The organism is Bacillus paralicheniformis (assembly GCF_002993925.1).
Taxonomy (GTDB): domain Bacteria; phylum Bacillota; class Bacilli; order Bacillales; family Bacillaceae; genus Bacillus; species Bacillus paralicheniformis.
This window is the reverse complement of record NZ_CP023665.1, coordinates 2814949-2841088: the sequence shown is the minus strand read 5'-3', so window position 1 is coordinate 2841088 and position 26140 is coordinate 2814949. Positions and strand designations below refer to the sequence as shown.

Sequence of the window (26140 nt, the reverse complement as noted above, 5' to 3'; positions counted from 1 at the left end):
TTTTTGTATAAAAAATTATATAATTAAGTCAAGAATGAAATCACTTGTGATGAATGCAGGTAAATGAAAGTTAGGTGTTCAGGTTTTGACTGAAGCAAAACAGGTTTTAAAAAGTTACATACCATTTGCAAAAACGATAGGGGAAATGTTTGGTCCATATTGTGAGGTCGTCATTCATGATTTGACAACCCCCCAGTCTTCCGTCATTTTTACAATGAACAACCATGTGACGGGAAGAGAGGTTGGCCAATCCTTTGACCACTTGGTGAAAAAGGTTCTTTTATCCAATGAATTTAAAGAGGATTACTTAGCTGGATATGAAATTCAAACAGATGATGGGAGAACAATAAAATCATCGACTACCCTCATTAGAGATGGCCAGCAGCAGGTGATTGGGGCATTTTGCATCAATTACGACATGAATGTAATGATTCAAATGAAAGAAATGTTAGATGCATTTATGCCCGGTGTTGAAAAGAAAAATCAAATACAAACTTCGAATACGGCGGAGCAGGAAGCTTCGATTCAGAATGTAGAAGAGATCACGAACCAGTTAATTGAACAAATTGTGGCGAATCGCAAACATTCCCTGATGAAACGCCGGGAAAAAATCGAGCTGATCAGATTTATGGATGAAAAGGGAATATTCCTCATGAAAGGTGCCATTGATAAAGTAGCAGAACAACTAGGCATTTCAAAGGTAACCGTCTACAGCTATTTGGATGAAGTGAAAAAAAGACAATCGGAGTGAGCGGAGTGGAGAGTATTTTTGAAGCAGGGAATTTAAAATCGAACGGTCATTATGCATTAGCTGTAATTCATCAAAACACGGTCTATGTATCAGGGCAATTTGCCATTGACCCAATCACGCAGGAAAAGAAATTTGGTACCATTGAAGAAGAGACTTTACAGGCATTGTCAAATATAGAGTATATCTTAAAAAAAGCCGGCAGTCATAAAGGAAAAATTTTAAAGATAACCTTATATCTTCACGATATCAATTTGTTAGACCGTGTCGACAATGTCTGTCAGGTTTTTTTTCACGATTATCGCCCAGCACGGTCAGTTGTTTCGACGAACGAGCTGCATTACGGTTTTCAGGTTGAAATTGAAGCAATCGCCAGTCTGTAATATATTTTTTTGTCTAAAACATATAAAAAAATATATAACATATAAAAAAATATATAATAGGAGGTCTAAAAATAATGGAACAGTATCAATGTCATTCTTGCCGTACTAAATATAATGTGTCTGAACAGGTGTGGAAATGCCAGTGTGGCGGAGTGTTAGACCTTGTAAAAGAAAAAGTAGAATGGTCCGATTCAAAAGTGCTCAAAGATATTCCTTCTATGTGGAGATATATTGATGCTATGCCATTTGATCGCGACTCCGCCATATGGAGCGGCATCACGATGGGGGAGGGATACACACCTTTAATCGTGTTAGACAGCGGGGAGCCGAACACTCTTGTGAAAGTGGACTATATGATGCCTACTTTGTCTTTTAAAGATCGCGGTGCTGCTGTATTAATAGCTAAGGCAAAGGAGCTGGGAGTGAAGCATGTGATAGCTGACAGCAGTGGAAATGCAGGGACATCTATTGCAGCTTACGCCAAGCGGGCTAACATCGCATGTGACATATTTCTTGGGAAGGGTACATCACCTAAGAAAATCGCGCAGGTGAAAGCGCATGGGGCCAACGTTCGCGAAATTGAAGGCACAAGAGAAGATGTGGCCGAAGCAGCGCAAAAGGCTGTGAATATAGAGAAAAAATTCTATGCCAGTCACGTTTTTAATCCATATTTCTATGAAGGAACAAAAACGTATGCCTTTGAGATTTGGGAACAAATGAATGGAGCGCCGGATACGCTTATTATTCCAGTTGGCAATGGTACATTATTGCTTGGGGTTTACTATGGATTTAAAGAATTACTAGAGAACAAATGTATAGACAAAATGCCAAGACTGGTTGCGATACAGGCAGAGAATTGTGCGCCGTTGGCAAAGGCATTTATCAACAATCAACAAGTTGCTCAACCCGTCGAAAACAGGGGAACACTTGCAGAGGGCATCTCGATTGCCAAACCGGCAAGATCAGCTCAAATATTAGAAGCCATCCGTGCCACAAAAGGTCACATCATTACAACCAATGAGGAAGAGATTCTAAAAGCTCGTACAGCATTAGCAAGTAAAGGCTTTTATGTTGAGCCAACAACAGCGGCTAACTATGCAGGATATTTAAAATACGATCATTCTTCTGATGAAAAAATCGTGATTCCATTATGCGGGGCTGGGATTAAATCTAATTAGGAACGAAGAGAGAGAAACCTTTAATATGAAAATGGGGGAGTTATCATGGAAAACAAGAAAATCATTTTACTGAGTACCGGCGGTACAATTGCAAGTAAGCCTGACCCTGAAACAGGTCTATTAGAAGCAGGTGCTATGACAGGTGAAGAGCTTTCTGAAATGTGCCGACTGCCTTCTCATATAGATATTGAAATTAAGTCAGTCTTTCAAATGTCAAGCAGTCATATGACTGCTTGACATTCTGAAGCAAAATATAGAGAGTTTCTTTCGGAATGAGGATGTTGCCGGAATTGTGATATCGCATGGAACAGATACCCTTGAAGAGACTTCGTATTTCCTTGATCTGGTTATATCTGATGAAAGGCCGGTCGTGTTAACGGGGTCACAAAGAGGACCGACACTTGAAGGTACAGATGCATTTGTGAACCTAAGACAAGCTTTCTTATTAGCGGCACATCCTGATGCGCGAGGCTTAGGGGTAACAGTGTTGTTTAATGAGAGGGTCTTTGCTGCTCGATATGTGAAAAAACAGCATGCGTCAAATGTGGATGGTTTTTTCTCTCCGGGATTCGGTTATTTGGGAACGGCTGATCAAGATGAGATCGCAATTCATCAAAGATTAATCAAGCGTGAGACGTATCAACTAATTCAAGCATTGCCAAATGTAGAACTTATTAAGTGTTCACTTGGATCAGACGGAAAGTTTATAGATTATGCAGTTAAGTGCGGAAGTGCAGGAATCATTATTGAGGCGCCGGGAAGAGGGCATACGGCTCCAGCAATATTAGAAAGTGCAAAGAAAGCCGTAGAGAAAGGGATTCCTGTCGTTCTGACAACAAGTGCTGATGAAGGTGAAGTTAAGGGAGTATATGGATTCAAAGGAAGTGCTTCAACATATGCAGATGCCGGAATCATACTAGGCGGCTGCTATGACAGTAAGAAAGCAAGAATCAAACTCGCTGTTTTGCTGGCTGCTGGACAGAAGATTGATGAGGCTAGCTTTAAATATTAGGAATAATAGGGGGAAATTATTTTGAAGCCTGTACACACGAAATATTCAACACGTGATGGAGGCCATTACGTGCCAGCAATGGAACATAATGGTGTTATCTATATTTCAGGGCAGTTGTCGATGAATCCGGAAACGGGGAAAATTCCGGCTGGGGGCATCAAAGAAGAAGCAAAACAGGCGTTGGCAAATATGGAGCTGGTCCTCAAGGAACGGGGATTAGCCAACGAAGATGTGATATTATGCAGACTTTATACCCCAGATGTAAAGTATTGGCCGGATATCAATGAGGTCTATGCTCATTTCTTCGGCAATCATAAACCGGCAAGAGTAGTTGTTCCATCAAATCATTTATATGCCGGGTGTCTTGTTGAAGTTGAAGCCATTGCAGCGATAAAGGAGGAGGTACAATGAATGATTTACAATTAGATACACCAGCTCTTTTAATCGATAAAGACGTGATGTTAAGCAATATGAAGGATATGCAAAATTACGCTAATGAACAGAAAGTAAACTTACGACCTCATACAAAAACACATAAAATGCCTAAATTAGCTAAGCTACAAGAAGAAATGGGAGCTACAGGAATCGCTGTAGCGAAAGTAGGAGAAGCTGAAGTGATGGCGAGAAATGGCTTAAAAGATATCTTTATCGCAAATGAAATTGTTGGGAAATCAAAGCTTGAACGTATTAGAAAACTATCTGAAACGATTGATATCTCTTTTGGAATCGATAGTGCGTATCAAGTACGTGAAATTGAAGAAGTATTTGAAGGAGCTTCAAAGAAAGCCCAAGTGTTAGTGGAAATTGAAGTAGGAGAACAACGCTCCGGAATTATTGAAGAAGATGATTTTTGTACTTTATTAGAATTAATCAAAACGTGTCAAAATGTCGAGCTAAAAGGAATCTTCTCACATGACGGACATTCTTATAAAGCGAAAAGTGTAGCACATTGTAAAGAACTCTATAAAGAAAGTGTAGAACGAACATTACATTTTGCCCGAATTGCGGAAGAAATGGATCTAAAGACAAAAGTGGTTAGTATTGGCTCTACTCCTCCCTTCATGTTTAAGTTTGATATTCCAGAAGGGGTGACAGAAATTAGACCTGGCACTTACATTTTTATGGACGCCTCACAAGCAAATGTAATTGGTACGTATGATCGCTGTGCTGCTTCTGTACTCACAACCGTGATTAGTAAACCAACAAAAGAACGAGTCATTACAGACGTAGGGGCCAAGGGAATTACCGCCCAAACACGAAGCGAAGGGCTTACTGCAACCAAAGGGCTTGGCCGTATCAAAGAATACGAGGACGTTTATATTCATGGCGTATTCGATGAACATGCTATTATTTATCATGAAGAATTCAACAAAAAAGTAAGCATTGGAGATAAGGTGCGAATTATTCCAAATCATATCTGCCCAGTATGCAACTTGCACGATAAAGCCTATCTAGTCGATAATGGAGAGGTTGTAGATGAATTAAATATTGAAGCTAGAGGAAGACTTCAATAATTTAAAAAATAAGGGGAGATGGCATGAGTCCGAATCATCACAAACTTTTTTACAAAGATCCCTATCTTAAAACGTTCGAAACGAAAATCTTGAAACAGCAACAGGACAAAAAAGGTGATTTTTATATTACCCTAGAGGAAACAGCCTTTTATCCAACAGGCGGGGGCCAGCCCCATGATATAGGAACATTGAACGGTGTCAAGGTTTTAAACGTTGAAGAGGTCGATGGAGAAATTCGTCATTATGTAGAAAGGACTTTACCGAATTTAGATGATCAGGTTGTTGGGGTTATTGATTGGGAACGGCGTTTTGATCACATGCAACAGCACACCGGGCAGCATATTTTGTCGGCGGCATTCGCGCAGTTATACGATATTCATACAGTTGGATTCCATCTTGGAAATGATACGGTTACCATTGACCTTGATGTATCAGAATTAACAGAGGAAATGGCAGGCAAAGCAGAGAAGCTTGCAAACGAGATCATAACGGAAAATAGGTCCATAGTAGCGAAATGGGTAGAATATGATGACTTAGTAAATTATCCGATTCGTAAACTCCCATCTGTAAAAGAAAATATTCGTCTTGTCATGATTGATGAATTTGATTACAACGGATGCGGCGGAACACACCCTAGCGCTACAGGGGAAGTCGGAGCAATTAAAGTATTGAATTGGGAAAGACAGAGAAAAAAATTTCGTTTGTATTTTGTATGCGGTAATCGGGTCATAACGCATTTCGATCAAAAACAAAAGGTAATCGTTGAATTGACTGGATTACTTAATCGTCCTGAAGGGGAATTAAGTGAAGCTGTCAAACGGTTGCTTGAAAATATAAAAAAGCTAGACAAAGCGCTTCTAGAATCTAATGAAAAAAACCTTCAGTATGAAGCCAATGAATTATTAGCCAAAAACACCATTCAAAATGATACTGTCATGGTGATCGAAACGTTTTCAGATCGATCGATTCAAGAACTTCAAAAGCTAGCAAAAATGATCGCTGATCGAGAAAAACGGGCCCTTATTTTTTTCTTATCAGAGAACGATCATCGCTTCCAATTGGTTTGCGGACGAGGAGAAGCAAATAAAATGGATATGAGAACCCTAATGCAAGAAAGCCTTTCCCTTATTGATGGAAAAGGTGGAGGAAATAAAATGTTCGCTCAAGGTGGAGGGACTGCTTCATTAACAATAGAGGAATTTATGAAAAATGTTATGAACATTATAGCAACACAAATAAAATCAGAATTCAACAGACCTCTGTAAGTGGATAACAAGCTCTCACTTTTATTGAGGTCATAGAGGAAAGAAATAGAAGCCGGATTATTAGACCGGCTTCTGCGATATCACTTCTCCTTCTCCGCCCGATAAAACTCATGAAACATCTTCATCAGCGCCCGCTTCTCAATCCGCGACACATAGCTCCGAGAGATCTCGAGCTTCTTCGCGATTTCGCGCTGCGTTTTTTCTACCTTCAAATTAAGACCGAAGCGGCCGACGATGACTTCCTTTTCCCGTCCGTCCATAATGTCGATGTATTTTTTGACTTTTTCAAACTCTGTGCCTGAGCTGGATGGTGTCGATGACGTCTTCGTTTTCCGATCCTGAGGACATCGATGAGGCTGATTTCGTTGCCTTCTTTGTCCTGGCCGATCGGGTCATGGAGAGAGACGTCTTTTTTCGTTCTTTTCAAGGCGTGCAAATGCATGAGGATTTCATTATTCATTAGGGGGGTGCACAGATTTCCTATCACTGATTGATTAAATCAATGTTGAGTCAGCCTCCTGTAATACTAGCGAATGAAGGAGATACTTTAAATAGCCAAGCTGCATTTTCAATTGCCTGTGATTATATGTACGAAAGGTTAATATGACGTAACATGAAAGTTCGAATGCAAAAGTGCATACCATGTACAGTTCGGCTTTTTCGGCTGTCCAAGCATATATTATAAATTCCGCTGTATTTAAGTGCGAAGCTTGTAACAGGTTTAAACGAAAGCCTGATATCTAGGTATTATGCTTTAAACACACATTTGGATTTCTCTAGAAAAGCAAAGGTATTTGGGGGTTTATGTAAAAAATAGTAAATGCCTTATGCAACAAACAGGCTGTAGAGCAAAGTGAAGCATATCATCAACTTTCTGACCGAAATCAAACATGAAAACTGATTAAACCCTCTTAATAGAGGTTTTTTCTTTATGTATTGGATTGGTTTAAAATTGACAATTGAGTCAAAAGGTGAAAAAGCTCTATCCTATTTCTAGGATAAAGCTTTTTTTATTGTTAGACAGCATTAATACATTTCTCTAAAAAAGTTACCAGCAACTCTCTGCGGCATCTCGCCGTGTTCAATTGTTTAGTCCTTTTTTTTCATAATCTTTACAAATCTGAAAAAGTCATCATCATCCGGCAGGGGCTTGTCATCTTCGCGTCCATTGCGATGTATATGCGGATCAGAGTGATGTTCATTGTAGAACTCTACGATATGGAATCCACACTTATTCACATAGAAGTTGATATTTCGCTTTTCGAAATAAGGTGTCACGGTTTCCCAAAGCACAGTATCCGGATACTGTGCTTCAATGGCTTTCCAAGCAGAAAGACCAATCCCTTGGCTGTGATATTCTGGAGATACATAGAATAAATCTAGCGAATTATGATTTGTTTGGCTGTTGATACGTACTACTGCACCACCGACATTCTTACCATCCTGAAGAATATGATATACCACCGCTCCGGGAGCATTGAAAGACTCCTGAACATCATTGTCCGATGGAATCGGTCCATCTTCGCAATCACCGAACGTTTCAATCACGGCGATCGCAAAGGCTTCTTGTAATTTTTTTTGGAATTCTGGCAGATCAGATTCCTTTGCTAGTTCCAGAATAACTTTTGGTTCCTTTTTTGTTTTCATGATTGTTCACTCCCTCAGTTGCTGAAATATCGAGTTCAGTCGTTCAGTAGAAACATTCCAGCTGTTCTACGAGCCCTTATCACAAAAAGTGATTCCGTCGCTTTTTCTTCCGCGGTAAATTTGGCGTTAAAATACTTCAAAAGCTTTCTCCTGTCTTTTTGTATGATTTCTTTTTCTTTGTTTCATTGGAAAACAAGCTGCATGTAACCCTTATTTACTATCGTTCACTACCGTATTAAGTGTGTATGCGGGATTTGTCATCATTCTCGAATTTTTCCTGCGAAAAGATACAAAAATAGTCGAATGAGGCGCCTTTGACTATGAACATGCGTAAAAGATTCAATTTAGATTCGATCATGAGCAATGCACATTGAGTAAACTCTGGTGGATTTATTAGCCCAAAGAAGCCTAAATGATATAAAAATAACTAGTCCATATATCAAATCTGTCCGTTTAATGCCCGCTTCATTCAACAACACTAATTTGAAGTCATGCAATCTGTGCAAGGGGGTTATTTCTGAATAGATTTTTCCGAGTGCAGCGGAGTTGCTTTGGGACTCCCGTTTAATTTGCCATACGTCAGCTTGCGCCATATTAATTCCATCGGACCGTACTTAAATCGTCTCAACCACAATGTACTAAAGATCATAAGCACGAAATACACGGCCAGGCTGAACATGAACGTGCCGGCAGATTGAATATGACCCGCAAGCCCGAATCCGTACCTGAGGAACAGAACTGTTCCAATGATAGAGTGAAGCAGATAACAGGTCAATGACATCCGTCCGACTTTGGTGAATATCATCATAGGGCCTCGCAGCTGAGGAACGTATAGAAACAGCATTGCAAAAGTGCTCATATAAAACATACTTCCGGTTAAGCCGCCATTTTGACTCAAGACAGAGGAAATGTCCTTCCACAGCATATTCTCAGAAAGATTAAACATGTCTAGTAATATACTGCTTTGTGTTATTAGAAAAGCGATTGTGCTAATGATCCAGATACGCTTCCATATAGGCTTTTTCGCTTCCATGTCTTTGAAAAATTCCATCTTAACAAAGTACACGCCCAGCAGAAACATGAGAAACATGGAATAGATCATAGAGAAAGAGCCAGCAGCCATCGTGACCATATCTGTCCACCGAGTGCTGATGGATTCCACGTAGGTAAGGCTGCTGTGGCTAAACAAAGTAAACTCTGAAAAATTTGGGTTTTTTGACCCTGCAGTATTGATGACATTGTACAACATTGTGAAAACAGGAGTCAGGAATTGAAACACGATAAGTGCGATAATCCATCTAAGCACCGTTTTGGCCGTGCGTTTATAGAAGGCGAGTAACAGGAAGCCGCTTACGGCGTAAAAGGCTAATATGTCACCGACCCAAACAAATGTGATGTGCAAAATGCCAAATCCCAACAGGATAGATAACCTACGGGCAAACAGCTTGTTGGGACTATCTACCTTCTGCGCGGCTCGATCCATAAAGATCATAAACCCAACCCCGAACAGGAAGGAGAATAACGTAACGAATTTCCCTTCGGCAAACCAGGAAACCAGATTGTGCAGTACGTCATCGGAGGTCATTTCGAATCCCTTTACTGAATCTACGATCAGAAAATAATTGACAATAATAATGCCCAGCAAGGCAAATCCGCGTACGATGTCCAGAAAATGAACCCGTTCCCGCAGACTCACCGGTTGCCCGTGTCCTTCTTTTTGTACAGTCATATCAATGCTCCTTTTCCATTTATCATCGCAATGTGTGGTTCGGATCTGAAAAACCTGAGCCTTACAATGGATAAATATAAAGACCGAATCTTAACAATTTATGAAGAGTCATCGTTTTTTTAGAAAATGTGACAAATTTGTGGCGGGCATCAGCTTTCATAAATTGTTAAGATTTACGTAGTATCTTATAACGTACTTAACGATGAACGATATATAGTAAGGACACACGAGAAATAACATCAAGAATCATGAGGTGAGAGAGACATGACCCATCGAATATTAGTCGTAGAGGATGATCAGGATATTGGTGATCTTTTGGAGGAATCCCTTACGCGTGCAGGCTACGAGGTGCTAAGAGCCAAGGATGGAAAGCGAGCATTGCAACTTGTGGATGACTCGCTTGATTTGGTTATTTTGGATATTATGATGCCAGGCATTTCGGGAATTGAAACATGTCAGCACATCAGGAAATCCTCTAACGTCCCGATTCTGTTTCTGACGGCCAGATCGAGTACACTCGATAAAACTGAGGGGTTACTCGCCGGCGGCGATGATTATATGACTAAACCATTCTCGGAAGAGGAACTTCATGCTAGAGTGATTGCTCAATTACGCAGATATACTATCTATCAGGAAAAGAAGGAACAGGAAGAAACATTTCTTATCGGGGGCAAACTAAGAGTGAGCGAAGAATTTAATGAGGTCTGGAAAGAGGAGCAGCAAATCAAGTTGTCAGATCTGGAATATCGTATCCTGAAACTTCTGATGAGCAAACGTAACAAAATATTTTCTGCCCAAAATATATATGAGAGTGTGTGGGGACAGCCTTACTTTTACTGTTCCAACAATACGGTGATGGTGCATATTCGGAAGCTGCGCTCCAAAATTGAGGATGATCCGGCACGTCCGGTTTATATAAGAACTGAATGGGGAAGAGGATATCGATTTGGCGCATCGTAAATTTACGCTAACCAAAAAACTGGCTTTGCTGATCATGGTTGCTGCGTTTGTGAGTGGTGTGATCTTTCTGACGTTGCAAAAAATCACAGATGATCTGATCGAGGGATATCTGAGTTCGGATGAGTATTATCACGAGGAGTCAGCAAGATACATTCAAAAATTCAGCAAGTACGTTTCAGAAAATGAGTTGTCTACATCAGATAGAAAAGCGTTTGGTGAGTGGGTCAAAAAAGAAAATTACATTAACCTCACCATATTCAAGGATCAGGAGCTGCAATATGATTCCATTTATTCCGAATCGGATTATGGAAAGGAAAAGCTGACTCAGTACGCTCAAAATCATTCACATCCTGTCAAGTTTAGCGATGGCGAAGGAAGAGTCATTATCGACGGTTTCTACTCTTCCCGATATTATAGTCTGGCCTTTACATTGGATTTGCTCGGGGCAACCCTCATCTTTTTAATCATTGTTCTCTTTGGCATTCGCCAAAGTCTTCGCTACCTTAAAACGATTCACCAAGAGATTCATATTCTTGAAGGGGGCGAACTGGACTACGAGATGACGATAAAAGGGCATGATGAATTAGCGATGATTGCAAAGAGCATTGAGGATCTGCGGAAAGCTTTCCTGGACAAACTTAAAGCTATCGAGGAATTGCAAGCTGAGAGCCGCAGCCTGGTTACCGAAATGTCGCACGATATGCGCACACCGCTGACGTCGCTGATCATGAATCTGGAGTTTGCCAAAAAAGCGGGAGGCGAAGCGGGTACCAGCAAAGATCGGTATGTAGCCAATGCTTATGGTAAAGCACTGCAATTAAAAAGCTTGTCTGACAATCTGTTTGCGTATTTCCTGCTGGACAAGGAATATGAGGCCGATCTGGAGACCGTTGCAGTAAAAGAAGTGATCTACGATCTAATATCAGATCAGATTGCTATCCTTCATCAGAAGCATTTCCGGGTCCATATTTCAGGCGAGCTGCCGGAAACCTATATTAACGTGAATTTGGAGGAGCTTGGTCGTGTATTTGATAATGTGATGTCAAACTTATTTAAATACGCAGATCCGGAAGAAGAAATCAGCATCACGTTTGTATCGGATCAAGAGATATTTGAGATCCATGTTAGCAATACGATTAAACTTGCGGATATAACACCGGAAAGCAACGGACTCGGTGAAAGGAGCATTGCGCGAATGATGTCCCGCATGCAGGGACAGTTTCACAGTATACAAAAGAATTCTAAGTACTACATTGTGCTACGATTTTGGAACACCAAGATGTAGGCTGAGAATAAAAACCACGAATATATTGAAATAGGAGACAACATGATGAGATTTTCCAACAAATTCAAAAAGGTGCCTTACCTGTTACAAGCGCTTCTCAATGTCTGTCTGTTCTTCCTGGCGATAGCCTTAAGCGCACTTCTGATCAGTGAGACATGGTACATTGTGCAATTCGTATACAAGTCACTGTTCAACAAAGTGGACAGCTATTATGAGATGCTTGGAGAACTGCTTATATTCTTCATGTACTTTGAGTTCATTGCTTTGATTATCAAATACTTCAAATCAGACTTTCATTTCCCGCTTCGCTACTTCATTTATATTGGCATCACAGCTGTCATTCGTTTGATTATCATCGATCATGATCAGGCGATCTCAACGTTCTGGTGGGCGATGGCCATTCTTGCAATGATCTGTGGATTCTTTATTGCAAATAGACGAAATTCTGTTGTTGAACATTAATAAATTAGTTCACTTTATGCCGAGACGCCGCCGAAATGTCCTAATTGTGAATGGGAACTGGAACAGAATAAAAAAATTGATAATCGGTATTTATAAGTCTAGCTGTTTAATGTCAGTTCAGAAATCTGTAGTGGATCAAAGTGGATTGTGGTTGTGAGTGGATATCTGAATGTATTTTTTGGCTACTTTAACAGACATGTCCCGATGACATAGCATTAAGAACTGAAAATCGCTTCTTTATTTTAAAAGGAAGAGGTTAAAATTCTTAATAAATAAGATGAAAAAGTTAGGATGGACGTTTATTGTTTTTTCTCGCTATTTTTTAACCATAATTGATATAAACGTATAGATAAACGTATAGAAATGATAACAAATGAATATAGAGTGTGTAATGAAAATAAACTTTCATAACCAATGAGATAGATTTACTATATTGAGGGCCCAGTAATATAGAATACAGATCGATGGTTCAAGCCATCGGTTTTTTATTTGTTTTCATACTGAAAATCACCCATTAGGACAAACAGTTATTACATAGCATTACCCAAGGTGTGATGCATTTATGAAGGTGATGCTCATCGAGGGGCCGCAAGCTGACAAATGCATGAACGATTCCTCTCATCATTTAATAAAACTTGACAGGAAGTAGATCCAGAGTGATGGCAATGTATATAAGGGTATGGATCGAGCAACCACACCCAGATCGAGGCCTGTATAAAGAAAGCAGGGACGATGCGATTAAAGAACTCATAATCAAGTTATCTGCTATGATCCAGATTGTCTTTCTCATAGAGCTTATTAGTGTGCAAAAACGATTTTCATAACTCTTTCATCTATTTCTTTTAAAAGAAACTTTAGTGAAAATAGAGAAAAGCCGGAATGTCCAATCCGGCCTTTGCTAAATTATTTCCCCTTCGCCTTCTTCCGCTTTTCCTTCTCAGCCCGGTAAAACTCATGAAACATCTTCATCAGCGCGCGCTTCTCAATCCGCGACACATAGCTCCGCGAGATCCCAAGCTCCTTCGCGATCTCGCGCTGCGTTTTTTCCTTCTTCAAATCAAGACCGAAGCGGCCGACGATGACTTCCTTTTCCTGTCCGTCCAGAATGTCGATGTATTTTTTGACTTTTTCAAGCTCTGTGCCTGAGCTGGATGGTGTCGATGACGTCTTCGTTTTCCGATTTGAGGACATTGATGAGGCTGATTTCGTTGACTCCTAGAGGTTATCCGTTTTTGTTGTATTAAAGTAATAAAGAATTTTTAAGTTTAACGTTATTTAAAAAAGAAACATACATACGTATTTGGTATGTCCCCCATGATGCTATTCACACGTATGAAAGTAACGGTCTTGAAAATATGTGGGGAGACGCACAAACAATTGCAATGAAAATTAAAGATGACATGAAAAGATAATTTGGTTTGCCATGAACTGTTGGAATTGAACCGAATACGCTGCTGGCAAAACTCTGTCTTGACACGAGTTTTTGGGCATGCCGAGATGTGAAAACAAAGAAATTTCAGTTTCTCTTTCCAATATTCAGGAGACAATTTAATCAAGCTCAATCTATTTCGCCCTGATCAAGAAAAAAGCGAATACTTGGGTACGTTATGGACGGTTTCAGAGAACGGTACGGCTCGTCAGCACTTCTACACGAAGTTTTTTATACAAACGCCGGAACCGCACGATTGAGATTAAAGTTAGAAAGGAAAATTGTGTATGCTGCGGGACAGAGGAAGTATCAAATGGGTGTCAATGATGTTACCGGAACACGTTGAATTGCTCAAAGAATATCATGAAAGTCTTGATAAAGTGAAAAAGCCGGTTGGTTGTCATATCATTTTTAATGACCTTTCTAAAATGGAGTCGTGTAGTTTATACGGTCACTGATACTCCTTCGTCTATATCCACTTACATTCTTCTGCTGAATGATAATGTCCATTACTCTATCTAAATTGCTCCCAGCTCTTTTGATGTTGTAGATGATGCACCAAAGAGCTTTTTCTACACACCTGCAGCCTTTCCTTGTGCAAGAGGGGAAGTGTCTACACGTAGCCCCACATGCACTACTTATCCCATTTTCTTCTCCCCACTGAAAAATTCTGATCTCTCCTTCTCTAAATATTTATATAGACACAGTATTTTTTACTGTGCCTATCCTAACTTTTCCCTTGATATCTCATCTAGGTTAGAAAAAAGAATGTCACACCCTAAGAATAGAAATGTAATAAAAAAGGATAAAAGTAACTCTCCACCTTGAAATATGGATACATTACTTAGATGGCTATTTGTAACATACTCTATGGAGAAATAAACGGCTATCCACGCAACAGCAAACTCAAATATATAAGTTATCCACTTAGGAATTCTGAGAAATATTGAGAGTCCTTTTATAACTGCCATAAGTATAAGCATGTAAACAAGTGCTAATGCGCTTACTAATAAAGAAAATATGTATAAATCAGATCTAGAGCTATAATTTACATAGTCGCCTAAGAAATGATTAACACCTAAAGAAACAAAATAAATAATTAGGCTAGGAACAGCCATGGCAAAGAATAAACAAAAGCCTATGAGGAGGATAAAAGATATGAACGCCAAGGTGTTTGGGGGATTATCTATAACCCCCTTTTTAATCAAAAGTAAAAACAAAACACAGGAAATAACCAAACATGAAAGTATAGCTAGAGTTATTGCTGTAAAGATAGTCATCTTTGACCTCCATTAGAAAAGTGCCATTAGTGGGGAACTAACAGCACTTTCTTAAATTTTTTATTCGTTAAATCAGCGTAATAATGAATTTTGCCAATGCTCTTGCCACATCAGGCGGACAGCCAATGCCTCTCAGTCCATTATAAAACTGATTCTCAGTCCATTTTTCGCCTTTATCCATCAACTTAGCTACTTTAGCAGAGTTTTTTCTAACCCATGCGGCGGCCTTTGGAGACAAAGGTCTAAGCATTTGCGATAAAACCCAACCTCCTGAGCGGAGAGCTAATTTAAAGGCTTTATAAGTCCATGACACTGCGCCTTGAGTTTGAAAATTCCCATTAGCAGTAGCTACTGTTTTAACAGGTACATTCTGTGACTTGATAGCGTTTTGTACCCCTTTATGAACAGTCACTTTCATAGCAACAGGAGTAGATGACGCTGTTTTTTCAGATGCTAATGCACCTGATGTGCCTAAGAAAGATGTAAGAAGCGTGGCGCTTAGAACCACTGAAGCTATTCTCTTTTTATTTTTCATATATATTTATCTCCTATTATATTATGAATAATTTTAAAACGATTTAATTGCAATGGTTGTCCAATATGCTAAAACTTTGGCATTTATGTTAGAAAGTCCTGATTTTTTAAGCGAATTATATAGCTTATTTTGGACATCAGACCACCCAAAGGCATAATACTCATCTAAAAGGTCTTTTAGTACGGGTTCTATATACTTTGTAAACCTTTCTTCAAGTTCATTTCTTACTTTCTTTCCTGCAAGCCTTTCTACAAGTTGAAAAAGCTTTGCTTTATTCTTTAGAACTGCCCGGATAGCATCTTTAACAGGCTTTGTAGCAGAGTTTTTATTTTGTAATTCAACCTTTGGTGTGAACAGACTATCTACAGTATAAACAATGGGTACGGATGTTCCAGTGGCATTAGTATCAATCTCATCATTTTCCTTAGCTTGAGATGACTGGACAAAGGAAGTAGAGCCAAGGGCTAAAGAAGCTATTACTATGAATCCTTTAGCTAGTCTATTGATAATCATTTCCTCCTCTACGTATAATTAGTAGCAAACCAGTGACTATGTATTTAGGTTACAACCTGTAATTGTTTGCTTTGGTATGAATTCCCACCTCCTTGTGATTATTCTATCAGTAGTAAAAATATGGGTAAATAGGAAAAAGGAATAATATTTATTTACATAATTTACATTATTAAAAAGTTCAAAAAATATAATTGTGTATAGCTTATCTGTCATATGAGACTCTTTATAAGAGGAGAATAATGTACTAATAAATATTATCCCCTTCCATCTCTACCTTCCCTTTCGCCTTTTGTTTAATAATCTATTTTTAATCAAAATAAGACTTTCTAATGAACTTTACCAGGACTCAATCAGTGCAGGTTAAAGGCTTAGTGATGACTAATTTCATAAAGGCCAAATAAGTTTTCTAAAACCAAACTCAATTGACCTTTAGCAATGTTAAAGCCTATTATTTTGGGAGAGAGGTGCTATAATACTTTTACTCTTAAAAAAGGAGGAGGAACCTTATTAAGTTCCCCCTATATTCGACACAGTGGAGGCTGTAGCTATAGATTTATACTTCTAGTGTTGTAGGTAACTAGCAATTGGTACAGATTCTGCCCTTTCAAAGTAGTTTGCGATTTAAATAAGCAAAAAAAGACCAGGGTTATCTACTTCCTGGCCTTCTTATATTTTATTTTCCCTTCGCACGCTTCCGCTTCTCCTTCTCCGCCCGATAAAACTCATGAAACATCTTCATCAGCGCGCGCTTCTCAATCCGCGACACATAGCTCCGCGAAATCCCAAGCTCCTTCGCGATTTCGCGCTGCGTTTTTTCTTTCTTCAAATCAAGGCCAAATCTGCCGACGATGACTTCCTTTTCCCGTCCGTCCAGAATGTCGATGTATTTTTTGACTTTTTCAAGCTCCATGTTGAGCTGGATGGTGTCGATGACGTCTTCGTTTTCCGATTTGAGGACATCGATGAGGCTGATTTCGTTGCCTTCTTTGTCCTGGCCGATCGGGTCATGGAGGGAGACGTCTTTTTTCGTTTTTTTCAATGCGCGCAAATGCATGAGAATCTCGTTTTCTATACACCGTGCCGCATAAGTGGCGAGCTTTGTTCCTTTTCCGGCTGAATAGCTTTCGATCGCTTTGATCAGCCCGATCGTTCCGATGGAAATCAGGTCTTCTGCATCTTCGCCTGTGTTTTCGAATTTTTTGACGATGTGGGCGACCAGCCGGAGGTTATGCTCGATCAGCATGTTTCTCGCGTGTTCATCCCCCTGGGCCATCAGCTCCAAGTACTTTTTTTCGTCACTGCTTGACAGCGGCTGTGGAAAGGCATTGTTTTTCACATATGATACTAAAAAAACGAGTTCCTTGATGACATAACCGAGCGCTGCAAAAACACCTGTCATTATCGGCACCTCCACATAATGTATGTAGGCAGAAGCCTATATGTAAATGTATGTGGGAGGGGGGATGTCTGTGTCTGTACGCGGCAAAATTGCCGGACTGCCAAATATTCCGGCGTTCTGTTCGGCATGCAGCCGCTTGTTTTCGCAACCGCTTCCATTTTTTAATCGTTTACAAAAGTTAACAATAGCGGGATAATAAAGGCAAGGAGGTGAGGGTGCCGGACGGTTCACCATAGGGTAAACGCTATCAATCAGTTAGTCCGGTGCGGCAGATGAAAAACAAACGTCTGTTCATACTTTCGTTGATTGTGCTGAGCGTGGTCATGATCGGGGTTCAGGAAACCTTCCCAAATCTGCTGACGACAGGGTTAATGACTGTCGTTATTGCGGTGGCAGTTTTTAATATTTTAAAAGAATCGCTGAATAAAAAAGATGAAACACACAGCAAATGAGGCGTAGAAAGCGACGGTGCTTCTATCGCCAATAGGAAAAACCGGCTCAAAGTGGTGAGCCGGTTTTCTTATTTGTCAGTCTTTCAATGCTTTTCCCATGCCTTTTAAAAATTGCAGGCCGAAGCCGACGGCTCGGTTGATGTCAGGGTCGTTCATGGCTTTCAGCAGATCGAGGACCCCGGTTTTTTTATCGCTTTTTAAAAAGTCTTCTCCTTGTTTTGTGCCGGCGACGATGCTTTCTACCAGTTTCCCCATGACTTCCGGTTCGGCTTTGGAGAGAGCGCCGCCTGCCGCAATGGCTGTATTCATCAGGTTTTTGGCCGGCTCTTTAGACAGCTGGCCGAGGACGATTTTGGCGATATCTTCCTTTGCGCCGATCATGCTGTCTGCGGCATCAAGGACCCCGAGGCCGTTCAGTTCGCCGAGAAGCTTCATCGTTTTTGAAACGGCGGCTTCCTGTTCAGCCAAAAGGGTTTTGAGTTCTTCTAATTTTTCAAGCTTCATTTGCTCCTCAGATTTGTCTTCTTTGCGGATGGCGGTGATGGGAGCTGCCATGTGTGATGACCTCCTTTTGATTTAGTCTGTTAAATGAACGTATCCCGGTCGCTTCCATTTCCGCTCGACTTCAGCTCCGTTTTGCGGATGGCGTTTCTTATTGCGCGGATTTGTTTTCGGAAGCGGCGGTTCTGCGCATCCGCCGAGCACTTCCATACGCACCTTTGTCTGCTTGTAAGCAGGTGTATTGGTACGCGCATCTACTGCGGGGCCGGTCAAGAAATTGATCGCAGATTCTTTATCTGTCGAGTTCATCGGCAAATACAACTCGTTCGCTCTAACCCGGTCTGTCACAAGCGCGGTTAATTTTACGGCGCCAAACGGCGAGATCAGTCTGACCTGCGATCCGTCGCAGATGCCCCTGTCTTTGGCAAGCTCAGGCGAGACTTCAACAAAGACGTCCGGCACTTTCGCCTGGATGCCTGCCGATTTGTTCGTCATATTTCCTTCGTGAAAATGCTCCAGCATTCGGCCGTTGTTAATGTGAAGGTCGTATTCTTCAGGGAATTCGGCCGGCTCTGTCCAGTCTGCGAGGGCAAAGCGCGCTTTCCGGTCAGGGAAGTTAAAGCCGTCTTCATATAAAAGAGGCGTGCTTTCTCCGGTCAGGCTGCCCCACAGGAAGCTGTTCCATCCTTCAATTGCGTCATAATCGGCCTTTGCGAACAGCGGTGACAGGCTTGCCATTTCTGAAAAAATATCTCCCGGGTGGCTGTAATGCCAGTCAGCTCCAAGCCGGTTTGCGATGTCTTGAATGATGACCCAGTCCGGCTTTGCGTCTTCGAGCGGCGAAAGGGCCTGATACAATCGCTGGACGCGTCTTTCCGTGTTTGTAAAAGTTCCTTCTTTTTCAAGCGAAGCTGACGCAGGGAGAACAACGTCGGCGTATTGGGCTGTTTTCGAAAGGAACATATCCTGAACCACAAGGAAATCAAGGCTTGATAAAATGTCATGGACCCGGTTTGCGTTTGAATCGACTAAAGCCATATCTTCTCCGACGATATACATGGCTTTCATTTTGCCTTCTTCAACGGCGTGAAGCATTTCGATGTTGTCAAGTCCGGGTTTCTCGTTGATTGTTGTGCCGTAAGCTTTTTCGAACTTTTTCCGCGCTTTGTCATCTGTAATGTGCTGATATCCCGGAAGCCAGCCGGGGAGCGTCCCCATGTCGCATGCGCCCTGGACATTGTTATGGCCGCGGAGCGGGTACGCCCCAGCGCCCGGGCGGCGGTAATTACCGGTAGCTAAAAGCAGGTTTGAAATCGCGGCGGACGTGTCGGAACCGCCTGTGTTTTGGGTGACTCCCATTCCCCAGAGGACGCACGTACCGTCGGCGTCGCGGATCATCTCAGCGATTTGGATCAGCGTCTGTTGATTGATGCCTGTGATTTTTTCTGCATATTCAAGGGTGTATGTCTCAAGCGATTGCTTATATTCTTCAAAGAAATTGACGTTTTCATTGATAAACGCTTGATCGTGCCAGCCTTGGTCAATCATATACTTGGTCACGGCCATCAGCCATACTTGATCAGTTCCTTGCCGCGGTCTGATAAACAGATCCGAGCGTTCGGCCATTTCGTTTTTGCGAAGGTCAGCGACGATCAGCTTTTGTCCGTGAAGCTTATGGGCGCGCTTCACACGGGTTGCCAGTACCGGGTGGCCTTCGGCCGGGTTGGCGCCGACGATGATGACGAGGCCTGCTTTCGCGATGTCTTGAATGGTGCCAGCATCGCCGCCCATGCCGACTGTGCGGAACAATCCGTCCGTTGCCGGAGACTGGCAGTACCGCGAGCAGTTGTCGACATTGTTCGTGCCAAATACTTGCCGCGCCAGCTTTTGCATCAAGTAGTTTTCTTCATTCGTAATTTTTGAAGACGAAATAAACCCGACGGCGTCTTTTCCGCTCTGCTCCCGAATTGAGCCTAATCTGCGGGCGACGTAGTCAAGCGCTTCTTCCCAAGTTGATTCGACAAATTCGTCATTTTTGCGGATCAGCGGTTTGGTCAAACGCTCTTCCGCATTTACGAAATCCCATCCGAATTTCCCTTTCACACACGTCGAAATGGCGTTGACGGGAGCTTCTGACACCGGCTGAATTTTTAAGATGTCACGGCCTTTTGTCCATACTTCATATGAACAGCCGACACCGCAAAATGTACAGACGGTCTTTGTCTTTTTGATCCGCTGTGAACGCATCGCCGCCTCGACTTCTGAAACGGCAAAGATGCTGCTGTATCCCGGCTCTACATCTTTGACAAGGTCGATCATCGGCTCCATGACATCCGGTTTGATGCCTGTCATGAACCCGGCTTTTCCAAGCATCGATTTTTCCATTAACGCATTGCACGGACAAACCGTGACACACTGCCCGCAGCTGACACATGATGACTCGTTGATTGAAACGCCTTCATCCCAGATCACCCGCGGACGGTCACGCTCCCAGTCAATTGAGAGCGTCTCATTGACCTGCAGGTTTTGGCAGACTTCAACACATTGTCCGCATGCGATGCACTGATTCGGATCATAGCGGTAAAAGGGATGCGACATATCGACTGCGCAAGACGGGTCTTCTTTTGGCGTGTAAGGGTATTTCTGCTCTTCGATTCCCATCATTTCTGCCGTATTATGTAGCGTACAGTTGCCGTTGTTGTTGTCGCATACCGTACAATAAAGCAAATGGTTTTCGAGCAGGCGGTCCATTGCTTCTTTTTGTGCCGCTTTGACCCGTTCTCCAGACAGGCTGACCGTCATTCCGTCTTCTGCCCGCAGGGAGCATGCCCGCTTTAATTTTCCGTCTGCTTCCACAATGCAGGTATCACACGTTTGAATAGGATCCGTCTCTGGAACATGGCATATTTGCGGGTGTTCAAACCCGTTTTTGTTCAATATGTCTAAAACGGTTGCCCCGGCCGCTGCTTTAATTTCTTTGCCGTCTATCCGGACACTGATTGGCTTTCCGTCCATCTTTATTCCCCTCCATCATCTTTTCAAAATCAAAAAAGCCATGTACATATATACCGAATCCTGGCGTGGAAAGCGGTATAAACATACATGGCGGAATAGTTTACTAGCAAAGCTTACTAACAGACCAATCCTATATTGTCAGAATTCGATAGATTCATAACACGACGGTATTACAAATCCATCAGCCCGGCTTTTATTATAAAGTGATATTGATTATAATTCAATAGAATAGGAAAATTTTAACCAAGTGAAATGTCTAAGGGGACATCGAGACAGATGGAAGGTTTAAACGGAAGGGGTATGCATGATGTCTAAAAAAATCCACGAATTCAACGATATGATCCGCAAGCTTCGAAAAGAGCTGTTTGGCAAGGGGCCTGAACGGATTCACACGGTCTTTGTCGACAATATGGCAGTTTCGACGCTTTACGGCAATTTGACGGCGAGCGAGCAATTTATCGCAAGCACGTCGGAGGGAAGGGAAATGGTCCATGCCGCAAGGACGACCCTGATTCAGAAACACTACTCCAATCACGTGCCGGAAGGAATGGAGCAGCTCATCGGAGCGAAGCTCGAGCACCTTTTTACAGACATCAAAATTCAGGAGGATATTGCGGTGTCTGTTTTTATCTTTGACCGCAATATTGAATACGGCACCGAATCAGCCAGCGGGGCTTGACGATCGGTCTCAAGTTCGAGGGGGAGTCATGATGATTGAACTGAAATCGAGTGAAAAACGAAAAGCAAAGGTTTTGTTAACAGACGAAAGTCCGACATTCGCGCATGCGATAGCCGAAGGACTTATCGAAGGAAACGTTTATGTCGATGATTTCTTCACACCGGCCACTGTTCTTTTTCGAACAGCTGCCGGGATTTATTATGTCGCTGGAGATATCCCCGACAGCGGAAGGAGCGAATGGCTTCATTATTTGAATGAACAGAGGAACGGAGCGCGCTTTACCGTGTTTTCGGCTTCTGAGGAGTGGGACGCCTTTTTAATCGGGGGGCTTGGCGATCCTCTGCAGCAAATGGAGCGCGTGTCATTTTTCCTTGGAAAAGAGGAATATGTTCGCAGTGCCGCATTTGCCGGTGTTGAAAGATTTTCTGAAGATGACTTTCGAAAAAGCGCGAATTTCACGGAAAAATACGCGATTGAGTATTGGGGAGGGCCAGGCCGTTTTTTGAAGAACGGTTTCGGATTTAAAGTGTCGCATGAAGGTGTGATCGCCAGTGAATGTGTCACCATTTTTTGTTCGGAACGCTTTGCCGAAGTTGATATCGTAACACACCCGGATTACAGGGGACGTGGGTTTGCAGCCCGCTGTGCCGGCGCCTTTATCGCGTATGCAATAGAGAACCGCTTGAAACCGCGCTGGGATTGCGACCGGCAAAACGTTGCATCGATTCGCCTCGCTGAAAAATTAGGCTTTCGACCTGTCAAAACATATTCATTGTTTGTCGGAAAACCGTGAACCAATACGAATGTTTTTAAACAGGGGGGACAGGTTAAATGCATAGTAAGGACTAAACGCTTGCAGGATGGCAGAGATTTCTCCCATTGAAAGTGCAGCTTCTCTCCTATATGATCGTAGTATTGGCTTTTGGAGGTGGAACGAATGAAAAAAAGCTTGGTGATGGTCCTCATCTTTCTGCTTCTGCTTGCAGGCTGCGGAGAGGACGATCCCAGAAAAGTCGTAGCATTTGGAGACAGCAATACACGCGGCTCAAATTGGCAATTTCGCGATTATCCAAAAGCGGAAAAATGGGTCAATTTACTTCAGACTTCCCTTCAAGGGCAGTACAAAATAAATAATGCGGGAATAGGCGGAGAAACGACAGAAGACGCCAGGCTTCGGTTCAGGAAGGATGTGCTGGATGAGCAGCCGGCATATCTTTTTATCATGTTCGGAACAAATGATGCAGCAATTCTTGCGAAAGGGCTGCCGCGCGTATCCAAAAAAAGGTTTAAAGAAAACCTCTATTATTTTGTTAAAGAAAGCCGCCGCCGCGGAATAGAGCCGATATTAATGACGTGCCTGCCGATCGTCGAAGGAAGCGGGGACAACATCTTTTATTATGCAAGATACCGGGCTGCTTCGTTTGAAAAATATGGAGGAGCGCGCAAATGGCACGATTCCTATAATGATGTCACAAGGGAAACGGCGCGTGAACTTGATGTTCCGCTGATCGACAACTGGAAAAACATCGTGAAAAAAGCAGGCGGAGCTACAGATGAGAAGCTGATCCATTCGGGGTTTATCGACCCATCGGGAAATCACTTAACCCCAAAAGGCGCGCGAATTATTTTTGAAGGAATTAATGAAAGTAAAGTTATAAAAACTTCTTGATTTAAGTAAAAGGCCTAGCCATTTCTCCTTTTTCTTCATAGGCTGTTACTATAACAGTCTAAAGGAGGAATGATGCGATGGGATATCCTTTTCCCGCTGGTCCGTGTTCGTACCCGGCTTATCCCGGATATGCAGGCGCCGCATACGGATATGCGTTCGTTGTCGTCCTTTTAGTCGTCCTGCTCGTCATCGGCGGGTTCTACTGGCTTAGTCCTCACGGATTCTTCAAATAGCACCTCTTTTAGAGAGGTGTTTTTTCATGAAAAACAGTAGTAAGCGTATTATTCAAGTGATATAATATCAACCTAAGTGAAAAAAAGCGGCAAGAGCGCTCGGGAGTGCTTGAGCTATGAAGAGACGGAAAGCAGATGACCGAGCGACCTTCTTTTGATTTCGGTTTCAATCAGCTCGATGAATTCGCGGTTCAAATTCATCTCATTTGCTTTAATGTATGATTCTATTAAAAGTTCATCAGACAGCTTTTTCATACTCGGTACCCATTTAATGGGGAAGACACCTCCTCATAAAAATTGGAATAACCTGTTTGGAATAAGCATAAAATGTTAAGTTATATGATCTTTGTTTGAAGTACCTATAATCTATCATGAATATTGGGCGAGAACAATCGTTCTGTTATCCACACCAAAAAGTGGATAACTTGTGGGTATCATGTTTATAATTTAATAAAAGGTCGATGAAATATGAGTGGATACTGTGTGTAATTTTATCCACACCTGTTGAAGAATCCTATTATATGTCGAAAACTTTTCGGACAGCCGATTTTTTAAGACACTTTTAGATTTGTTTCGACACATTGAAAAAAGAAGCAGTAATTGAAAGGAAAGGGTGCGGCTTTGTGTTAAAAAAGTTCTTTTTGCCGGATGAATTTGTAAAAAATATTTTTCATATTACCCCTGAAAAACTAAAAGAGCGCAATGTAAAAGGGATTATTACGGATTTGGACAACACGCTTGTAGAATGGGACAGGCCTAGTGCGACACCGCGTCTCATCGAGTGGTTTGAAGAGATGAAAGAGCACGGCATTAAAGTGACAATTGTCTCAAATAATAATGAAAAACGCGTTAAAATATTTTCTGAACCGCTTAATATCCCGTTTATTTACAAAGCGAAAAAGCCGATGGGCAGAGCTTTCAGAAAAGCCGTCAAAAATATGGGTCTTAAAAAAGAAGACGTCGTTGTCATAGGAGATCAGCTCATGACAGATGTGCTGGGAGGGAACCGCAATGGGTTCCATACCATTCTTGTCGTGCCTGTGGCTGCTTCCGACGGCTTTTTTACGCGTTTCAACCGCCAGGTGGAACGCAGAATTCTCAGCGCTTTAAAACGGAAAGGCCATATTCAGTGGGAGGATTAAAGAATGGAAAAGGTAGTTTGTATCGGATGCGGAGTCGCCATTCAAACCGAAGATAAAAATAAACTGGGCTACGCGCCTGAAGCATCGCTGTTAAAAGATAATGTCATCTGCCAGCGCTGCTTCAGATTGAAAAATTATAACGAAATTCAGGATGTTTCACTGACGGACGATGACTTTTTGAAAATCCTGCACGGCATCGGGGAAACGGATTCGCTTATCGTGAAAATCGTCGACATCTTTGATTTCAACGGAAGCTGGATCAACGGCTTAAACCGCTTTGTCGGAGGCAATCCGATCTTATTAATAGGAAACAAAGCAGACATTCTCCCTAAATCAGTCAAGCGCGAGCGCCTTGTAAACTGGATGAAGCGCGAAGCGAAAGAGCTCGGCTTAAGGCCTGTTGATGTGCTGCTCGTCAGCGCCGGGCGCGGGCAGGGGATGAAAGATGCGATCGACGCGATCGAATATTACAGACAGGGCAAAGACGTATATGTCGTCGGGTGTACGAACGTAGGAAAATCAACGTTTATCAATCGGATTATTAAAGAGGTTTCCGGAGAGGGCGACATTATTACGACATCTCAATATCCGGGGACAACGCTTGACGCGATTGAAATTCCTCTGGATGACGGATCGGCGATGTATGATACGCCGGGAATCATCAACCATCATCAAATGGCGCACTATGTCGCGAAACGCGATCTGAAAATATTAACGCCGAAGAAGGAGCTAAAGCCCCGCACCTTTCAGCTGAACGAAGAACAGACGCTGTTTTTCGGCGGATTGTCGCGGTTTGATTATGCAAGCGGAGGCAGATCTTCGTTTGTATGCTATATGCCGAATGAACTCAACATCCACAGAACAAAGCTTGAAAACGCGGATCAGCTGTATGAAAAACACGCTGGGGAAATGCTTGCTCCCCCTGCAAAAGAAGATCTTGACTCGTTTCCGGAGCTTGTTAAACATACGTTTACGATTAAAGAGCCGAAAACGGACGTTGTGTTCTCGGGCCTCGGCTGGGTAACTGTCCAAGAGGCGAACCAAAAAATTGTCGCCCACGCGCCTAAAGGCGTTCACGTGTTTTTACGCAGATCTCTAATATAAGTGCTA

The 26140-nt window shown here is 42.2% G+C and carries 26 protein-coding genes and 5 pseudogenes; 18 read left to right on the top strand and 13 right to left on the bottom strand.

Features of this window, described 5'->3' with window-relative positions:
- Positions 1 to 85: 85 nt before the first annotated feature.
- The 7 genes and pseudogenes from CP943_RS14490 to CP943_RS14460 all read left to right on the top strand — a co-directional run bounded on the left by CP943_RS14490 (position 86) and on the right by CP943_RS14460 (position 6100).
- Positions 86 to 751 carry a helix-turn-helix transcriptional regulator gene (locus CP943_RS14490; protein ID WP_105981095.1) on the top strand — a complete coding sequence of 222 codons (666 nt, stop codon included), beginning with the start codon at positions 86 to 88 and terminating at the stop codon, positions 749 to 751.
- 5 nt (positions 752 to 756) lie between these two features.
- Positions 757 to 1131, top strand: coding sequence for a RidA family protein (locus CP943_RS14485; protein ID WP_025811108.1), 375 nt, complete (start codon positions 757 to 759; stop codon positions 1129 to 1131).
- Positions 1132 to 1205: 74 nt separating this feature from the next.
- The gene (locus tag CP943_RS14480; protein ID WP_026579250.1) at positions 1206 to 2309 is read left to right on the top strand and encodes a threonine synthase; all 1104 of its coding nucleotides are present in this window, start codon (positions 1206 to 1208) and stop codon (positions 2307 to 2309) included.
- A 45-nt stretch (positions 2310 to 2354) separates the two neighbouring features.
- Positions 2355 to 3321, top strand: a pseudogene (locus CP943_RS14475) (asparaginase).
- A 78-nt stretch (positions 3322 to 3399) separates the two neighbouring features.
- Positions 3400 to 3732, top strand: a complete 333-nt coding sequence (locus tag CP943_RS14470; protein ID WP_234026579.1) for a RidA family protein — start codon at positions 3400 to 3402, stop codon at positions 3730 to 3732.
- The gene (locus CP943_RS14465; protein WP_026579252.1) at positions 3729 to 4835 is read left to right on the top strand and encodes a D-TA family PLP-dependent enzyme; all 1107 of its coding nucleotides are present in this window, start codon (positions 3729 to 3731) and stop codon (positions 4833 to 4835) included. Before CP943_RS14470 ends, CP943_RS14465 begins: the two co-directional genes overlap by 4 nt.
- Before the next feature lie 23 nt (positions 4836 to 4858).
- Entirely contained in the window at positions 4859 to 6100 is a 1242-nt protein-coding gene (locus CP943_RS14460) for a serine-tRNA(Ala) deacylase AlaX (RefSeq protein WP_026579253.1), read from the top strand.
- Between the two features lie 80 nt (positions 6101 to 6180).
- Here the strand turns inward: CP943_RS14460 and CP943_RS14455 are convergent.
- From CP943_RS14455 to CP943_RS14440, 5 genes and pseudogenes are all read right to left on the bottom strand, one after another.
- A pseudogene (locus tag CP943_RS14455) lies at positions 6181 to 6560 on the bottom strand (sigma factor-like helix-turn-helix DNA-binding protein); the annotation flags it as partial.
- A gap of 39 nt (positions 6561 to 6599) precedes the next feature.
- Positions 6600 to 6844 (bottom strand): annotated as a pseudogene (locus tag CP943_RS14450) (ImmA/IrrE family metallo-endopeptidase); the annotation flags it as partial.
- A 345-nt stretch (positions 6845 to 7189) separates the two neighbouring features.
- Positions 7190 to 7747 carry a GNAT family N-acetyltransferase gene (locus tag CP943_RS14445; RefSeq protein ID WP_025811115.1) on the bottom strand — a complete coding sequence of 186 codons (558 nt, stop codon included), beginning with the start codon at positions 7745 to 7747 and terminating at the stop codon, positions 7190 to 7192.
- A 344-nt stretch (positions 7748 to 8091) separates the two neighbouring features.
- Entirely contained in the window at positions 8092 to 8340 is a 249-nt protein-coding gene (locus CP943_RS22315; RefSeq protein WP_128822602.1) for a hypothetical protein, read from the bottom strand.
- The gene (locus tag CP943_RS14440) at positions 8259 to 9476 is read right to left on the bottom strand and encodes a DUF418 domain-containing protein (RefSeq protein WP_026579255.1); all 1218 of its coding nucleotides are present in this window, start codon (positions 9474 to 9476) and stop codon (positions 8259 to 8261) included. The genes CP943_RS22315 and CP943_RS14440 overlap by 82 nt, the downstream gene beginning before the upstream one ends.
- A gap of 264 nt (positions 9477 to 9740) precedes the next feature.
- Here CP943_RS14440 and yrkP point away from each other — a divergent pair, with 264 nt between their 5' ends.
- From yrkP to psiE, 3 genes are read left to right on the top strand one after another with little or no spacing between them, the layout of a single operon-like run.
- On the top strand, positions 9741 to 10436 hold the full coding sequence (gene yrkP / locus CP943_RS14435; protein WP_026579256.1) for a two-component response regulator YrkP: 696 nt from the start codon (positions 9741 to 9743) through the stop codon (positions 10434 to 10436).
- Positions 10423 to 11721 carry a two-component system sensor histidine kinase YrkQ gene (gene yrkQ, locus CP943_RS14430; protein ID WP_023855273.1) on the top strand — a complete coding sequence of 433 codons (1299 nt, stop codon included), beginning with the start codon at positions 10423 to 10425 and terminating at the stop codon, positions 11719 to 11721. Before yrkP ends, yrkQ begins: the two co-directional genes overlap by 14 nt.
- Before the next feature lie 45 nt (positions 11722 to 11766).
- Positions 11767 to 12183: a phosphate-starvation-inducible protein PsiE gene (gene psiE, locus CP943_RS14425; RefSeq protein ID WP_023855272.1), complete on the top strand. Its 417-nt coding sequence runs from the start codon at positions 11767 to 11769 to the stop codon at positions 12181 to 12183.
- A gap of 903 nt (positions 12184 to 13086) precedes the next feature.
- On the opposite strand, the pseudogene CP943_RS14420 reads toward psiE, so the two are convergent.
- Positions 13087 to 13393, bottom strand: a pseudogene (locus CP943_RS14420) (sigma factor-like helix-turn-helix DNA-binding protein); the annotation flags it as partial.
- 506 nt (positions 13394 to 13899) lie between these two features.
- Here CP943_RS14420 and CP943_RS22700 point away from each other — a divergent pair.
- Positions 13900 to 14007 (top strand): annotated as a pseudogene (locus CP943_RS22700) (YolD-like family protein); the annotation flags it as partial.
- Between the two features lie 327 nt (positions 14008 to 14334).
- Here CP943_RS22700 and CP943_RS14410 read toward each other — a convergent pair.
- The 4 genes from CP943_RS14410 to sigK all read right to left on the bottom strand — a co-directional run bounded on the left by CP943_RS14410 (position 14335) and on the right by sigK (position 17339).
- Positions 14335 to 14892, bottom strand: a complete 558-nt coding sequence (locus tag CP943_RS14410) for a hypothetical protein (protein ID WP_023855269.1) — start codon at positions 14890 to 14892, stop codon at positions 14335 to 14337.
- Positions 14893 to 14959: 67 nt separating this feature from the next.
- Positions 14960 to 15427, bottom strand: a complete 468-nt coding sequence (locus tag CP943_RS14405) for a hypothetical protein (protein WP_026579257.1) — start codon at positions 15425 to 15427, stop codon at positions 14960 to 14962.
- A gap of 33 nt (positions 15428 to 15460) precedes the next feature.
- Positions 15461 to 15940: a hypothetical protein gene (locus CP943_RS14400; RefSeq protein WP_023855267.1), complete on the bottom strand. Its 480-nt coding sequence runs from the start codon at positions 15938 to 15940 to the stop codon at positions 15461 to 15463.
- 673 nt (positions 15941 to 16613) lie between these two features.
- Complete coding sequence (sigK, locus tag CP943_RS14395) at positions 16614 to 17339, bottom strand: RNA polymerase sporulation sigma factor SigK (RefSeq protein WP_023855266.1); 726 nt, start codon at positions 17337 to 17339, stop codon at positions 16614 to 16616.
- 272 nt (positions 17340 to 17611) lie between these two features.
- On the opposite strand from sigK, the gene CP943_RS14385 reads away from it, so the two are divergent.
- Complete coding sequence (locus CP943_RS14385) at positions 17612 to 17791, top strand: hypothetical protein (protein WP_023855265.1); 180 nt, start codon at positions 17612 to 17614, stop codon at positions 17789 to 17791.
- A gap of 75 nt (positions 17792 to 17866) precedes the next feature.
- Here the strand turns inward: CP943_RS14385 and CP943_RS14380 are convergent, their stop codons facing one another.
- Complete coding sequence (locus CP943_RS14380; RefSeq protein WP_025811120.1) at positions 17867 to 18346, bottom strand: helical membrane plugin domain-containing protein; 480 nt, start codon at positions 18344 to 18346, stop codon at positions 17867 to 17869.
- Positions 18347 to 18367: 21 nt separating this feature from the next.
- Positions 18368 to 21307, bottom strand: a complete 2940-nt coding sequence (gene fdhF, locus CP943_RS14375; protein ID WP_026579266.1) for a formate dehydrogenase subunit alpha — start codon at positions 21305 to 21307, stop codon at positions 18368 to 18370.
- A gap of 307 nt (positions 21308 to 21614) precedes the next feature.
- On the opposite strand from fdhF, the gene CP943_RS14370 reads away from it, so the two are divergent.
- From CP943_RS14370 to CP943_RS22470, 4 genes are all read left to right on the top strand, one after another.
- Entirely contained in the window at positions 21615 to 21986 is a 372-nt protein-coding gene (locus CP943_RS14370; protein ID WP_025811122.1) for a Na-translocating system protein MpsC family protein, read from the top strand.
- A 28-nt stretch (positions 21987 to 22014) separates the two neighbouring features.
- Entirely contained in the window at positions 22015 to 22779 is a 765-nt protein-coding gene (locus CP943_RS14365) for a GNAT family N-acetyltransferase (protein ID WP_234026540.1), read from the top strand.
- 144 nt (positions 22780 to 22923) lie between these two features.
- Positions 22924 to 23655: an SGNH/GDSL hydrolase family protein gene (locus CP943_RS14360; protein ID WP_020452283.1), complete on the top strand. Its 732-nt coding sequence runs from the start codon at positions 22924 to 22926 to the stop codon at positions 23653 to 23655.
- 77 nt (positions 23656 to 23732) lie between these two features.
- A complete protein-coding gene (locus CP943_RS22470; RefSeq protein WP_023855260.1) occupies positions 23733 to 23888 on the top strand; it encodes a hypothetical protein in 156 nt (51 codons plus the stop codon).
- Between the two features lie 114 nt (positions 23889 to 24002).
- Here CP943_RS22470 and sda read toward each other — a convergent pair whose 3' ends face one another.
- On the bottom strand, positions 24003 to 24143 hold the full coding sequence (gene sda / locus CP943_RS14355) for a sporulation histidine kinase inhibitor Sda (RefSeq protein ID WP_003183713.1): 141 nt from the start codon (positions 24141 to 24143) through the stop codon (positions 24003 to 24005).
- A 368-nt stretch (positions 24144 to 24511) separates the two neighbouring features.
- Between sda and CP943_RS14350 the strand changes: the two genes are divergently transcribed.
- Positions 24512 to 25030, top strand: coding sequence for a YqeG family HAD IIIA-type phosphatase (locus CP943_RS14350; protein WP_020452282.1), 519 nt, complete (start codon positions 24512 to 24514; stop codon positions 25028 to 25030).
- A gap of 3 nt (positions 25031 to 25033) precedes the next feature.
- Entirely contained in the window at positions 25034 to 26134 is a 1101-nt protein-coding gene (gene yqeH / locus CP943_RS14345) for a ribosome biogenesis GTPase YqeH (RefSeq protein WP_025811124.1), read from the top strand.
- Positions 26135 to 26140: the final 6 nt, after the last annotated feature.

Excerpts from the sequence above, each read along its gene's own strand:
- CP943_RS14480 (WP_026579250.1), top strand. The coding sequence starts at position 1,206 with ATGGAACAGTATCAATGTCATTCTTGCCGTACTAAATATAATGTGTCT.
- CP943_RS14470 (WP_234026579.1), top strand. The coding sequence starts at position 3,400 with ATGGAACATAATGGTGTTATCTATATTTCAGGGCAGTTGTCGATGAAT.
- CP943_RS14465 (WP_026579252.1), top strand. The coding sequence starts at position 3,729 with ATGAATGATTTACAATTAGATACACCAGCTCTTTTAATCGATAAAGAC.
- CP943_RS14460 (WP_026579253.1), top strand. The coding sequence starts at position 4,859 with ATGAGTCCGAATCATCACAAACTTTTTTACAAAGATCCCTATCTTAAA.
- CP943_RS14445 (WP_025811115.1), bottom strand. The coding sequence starts at position 7,747 with ATGAAAACAAAAAAGGAACCAAAAGTTATTCTGGAACTAGCAAAGGAA.
- CP943_RS22315 (WP_128822602.1), bottom strand. The coding sequence starts at position 8,340 with ATGGCGCAAGCTGACGTATGGCAAATTAAACGGGAGTCCCAAAGCAAC.
- CP943_RS14440 (WP_026579255.1), bottom strand. The coding sequence starts at position 9,476 with ATGACTGTACAAAAAGAAGGACACGGGCAACCGGTGAGTCTGCGGGAA.
- yrkP (WP_026579256.1), top strand. The coding sequence starts at position 9,741 with ATGACCCATCGAATATTAGTCGTAGAGGATGATCAGGATATTGGTGAT.
- psiE (WP_023855272.1), top strand. The coding sequence starts at position 11,767 with ATGAGATTTTCCAACAAATTCAAAAAGGTGCCTTACCTGTTACAAGCG.
- CP943_RS14410 (WP_023855269.1), bottom strand. The coding sequence starts at position 14,892 with ATGACTATCTTTACAGCAATAACTCTAGCTATACTTTCATGTTTGGTT.
- CP943_RS14405 (WP_026579257.1), bottom strand. The coding sequence starts at position 15,427 with ATGAAAAATAAAAAGAGAATAGCTTCAGTGGTTCTAAGCGCCACGCTT.
- CP943_RS14400 (WP_023855267.1), bottom strand. The coding sequence starts at position 15,940 with ATGATTATCAATAGACTAGCTAAAGGATTCATAGTAATAGCTTCTTTA.
- sigK (WP_023855266.1), bottom strand. The coding sequence starts at position 17,339 with ATGACAGGTGTTTTTGCAGCGCTCGGTTATGTCATCAAGGAACTCGTT.
- CP943_RS14385 (WP_023855265.1), top strand. The coding sequence starts at position 17,612 with ATGAAAAACAAACGTCTGTTCATACTTTCGTTGATTGTGCTGAGCGTG.
- CP943_RS14380 (WP_025811120.1), bottom strand. The coding sequence starts at position 18,346 with ATGGCAGCTCCCATCACCGCCATCCGCAAAGAAGACAAATCTGAGGAG.
- fdhF (WP_026579266.1), bottom strand. The coding sequence starts at position 21,307 with ATGGACGGAAAGCCAATCAGTGTCCGGATAGACGGCAAAGAAATTAAA.
- CP943_RS14370 (WP_025811122.1), top strand. The coding sequence starts at position 21,615 with ATGTCTAAAAAAATCCACGAATTCAACGATATGATCCGCAAGCTTCGA.
- CP943_RS14365 (WP_234026540.1), top strand. The coding sequence starts at position 22,015 with ATGATGATTGAACTGAAATCGAGTGAAAAACGAAAAGCAAAGGTTTTG.
- CP943_RS14360 (WP_020452283.1), top strand. The coding sequence starts at position 22,924 with ATGAAAAAAAGCTTGGTGATGGTCCTCATCTTTCTGCTTCTGCTTGCA.
- CP943_RS22470 (WP_023855260.1), top strand. The coding sequence starts at position 23,733 with ATGGGATATCCTTTTCCCGCTGGTCCGTGTTCGTACCCGGCTTATCCC.
- sda (WP_003183713.1), bottom strand. The coding sequence starts at position 24,143 with ATGAAAAAGCTGTCTGATGAACTTTTAATAGAATCATACATTAAAGCA.
- yqeH (WP_025811124.1), top strand. The coding sequence starts at position 25,034 with ATGGAAAAGGTAGTTTGTATCGGATGCGGAGTCGCCATTCAAACCGAA.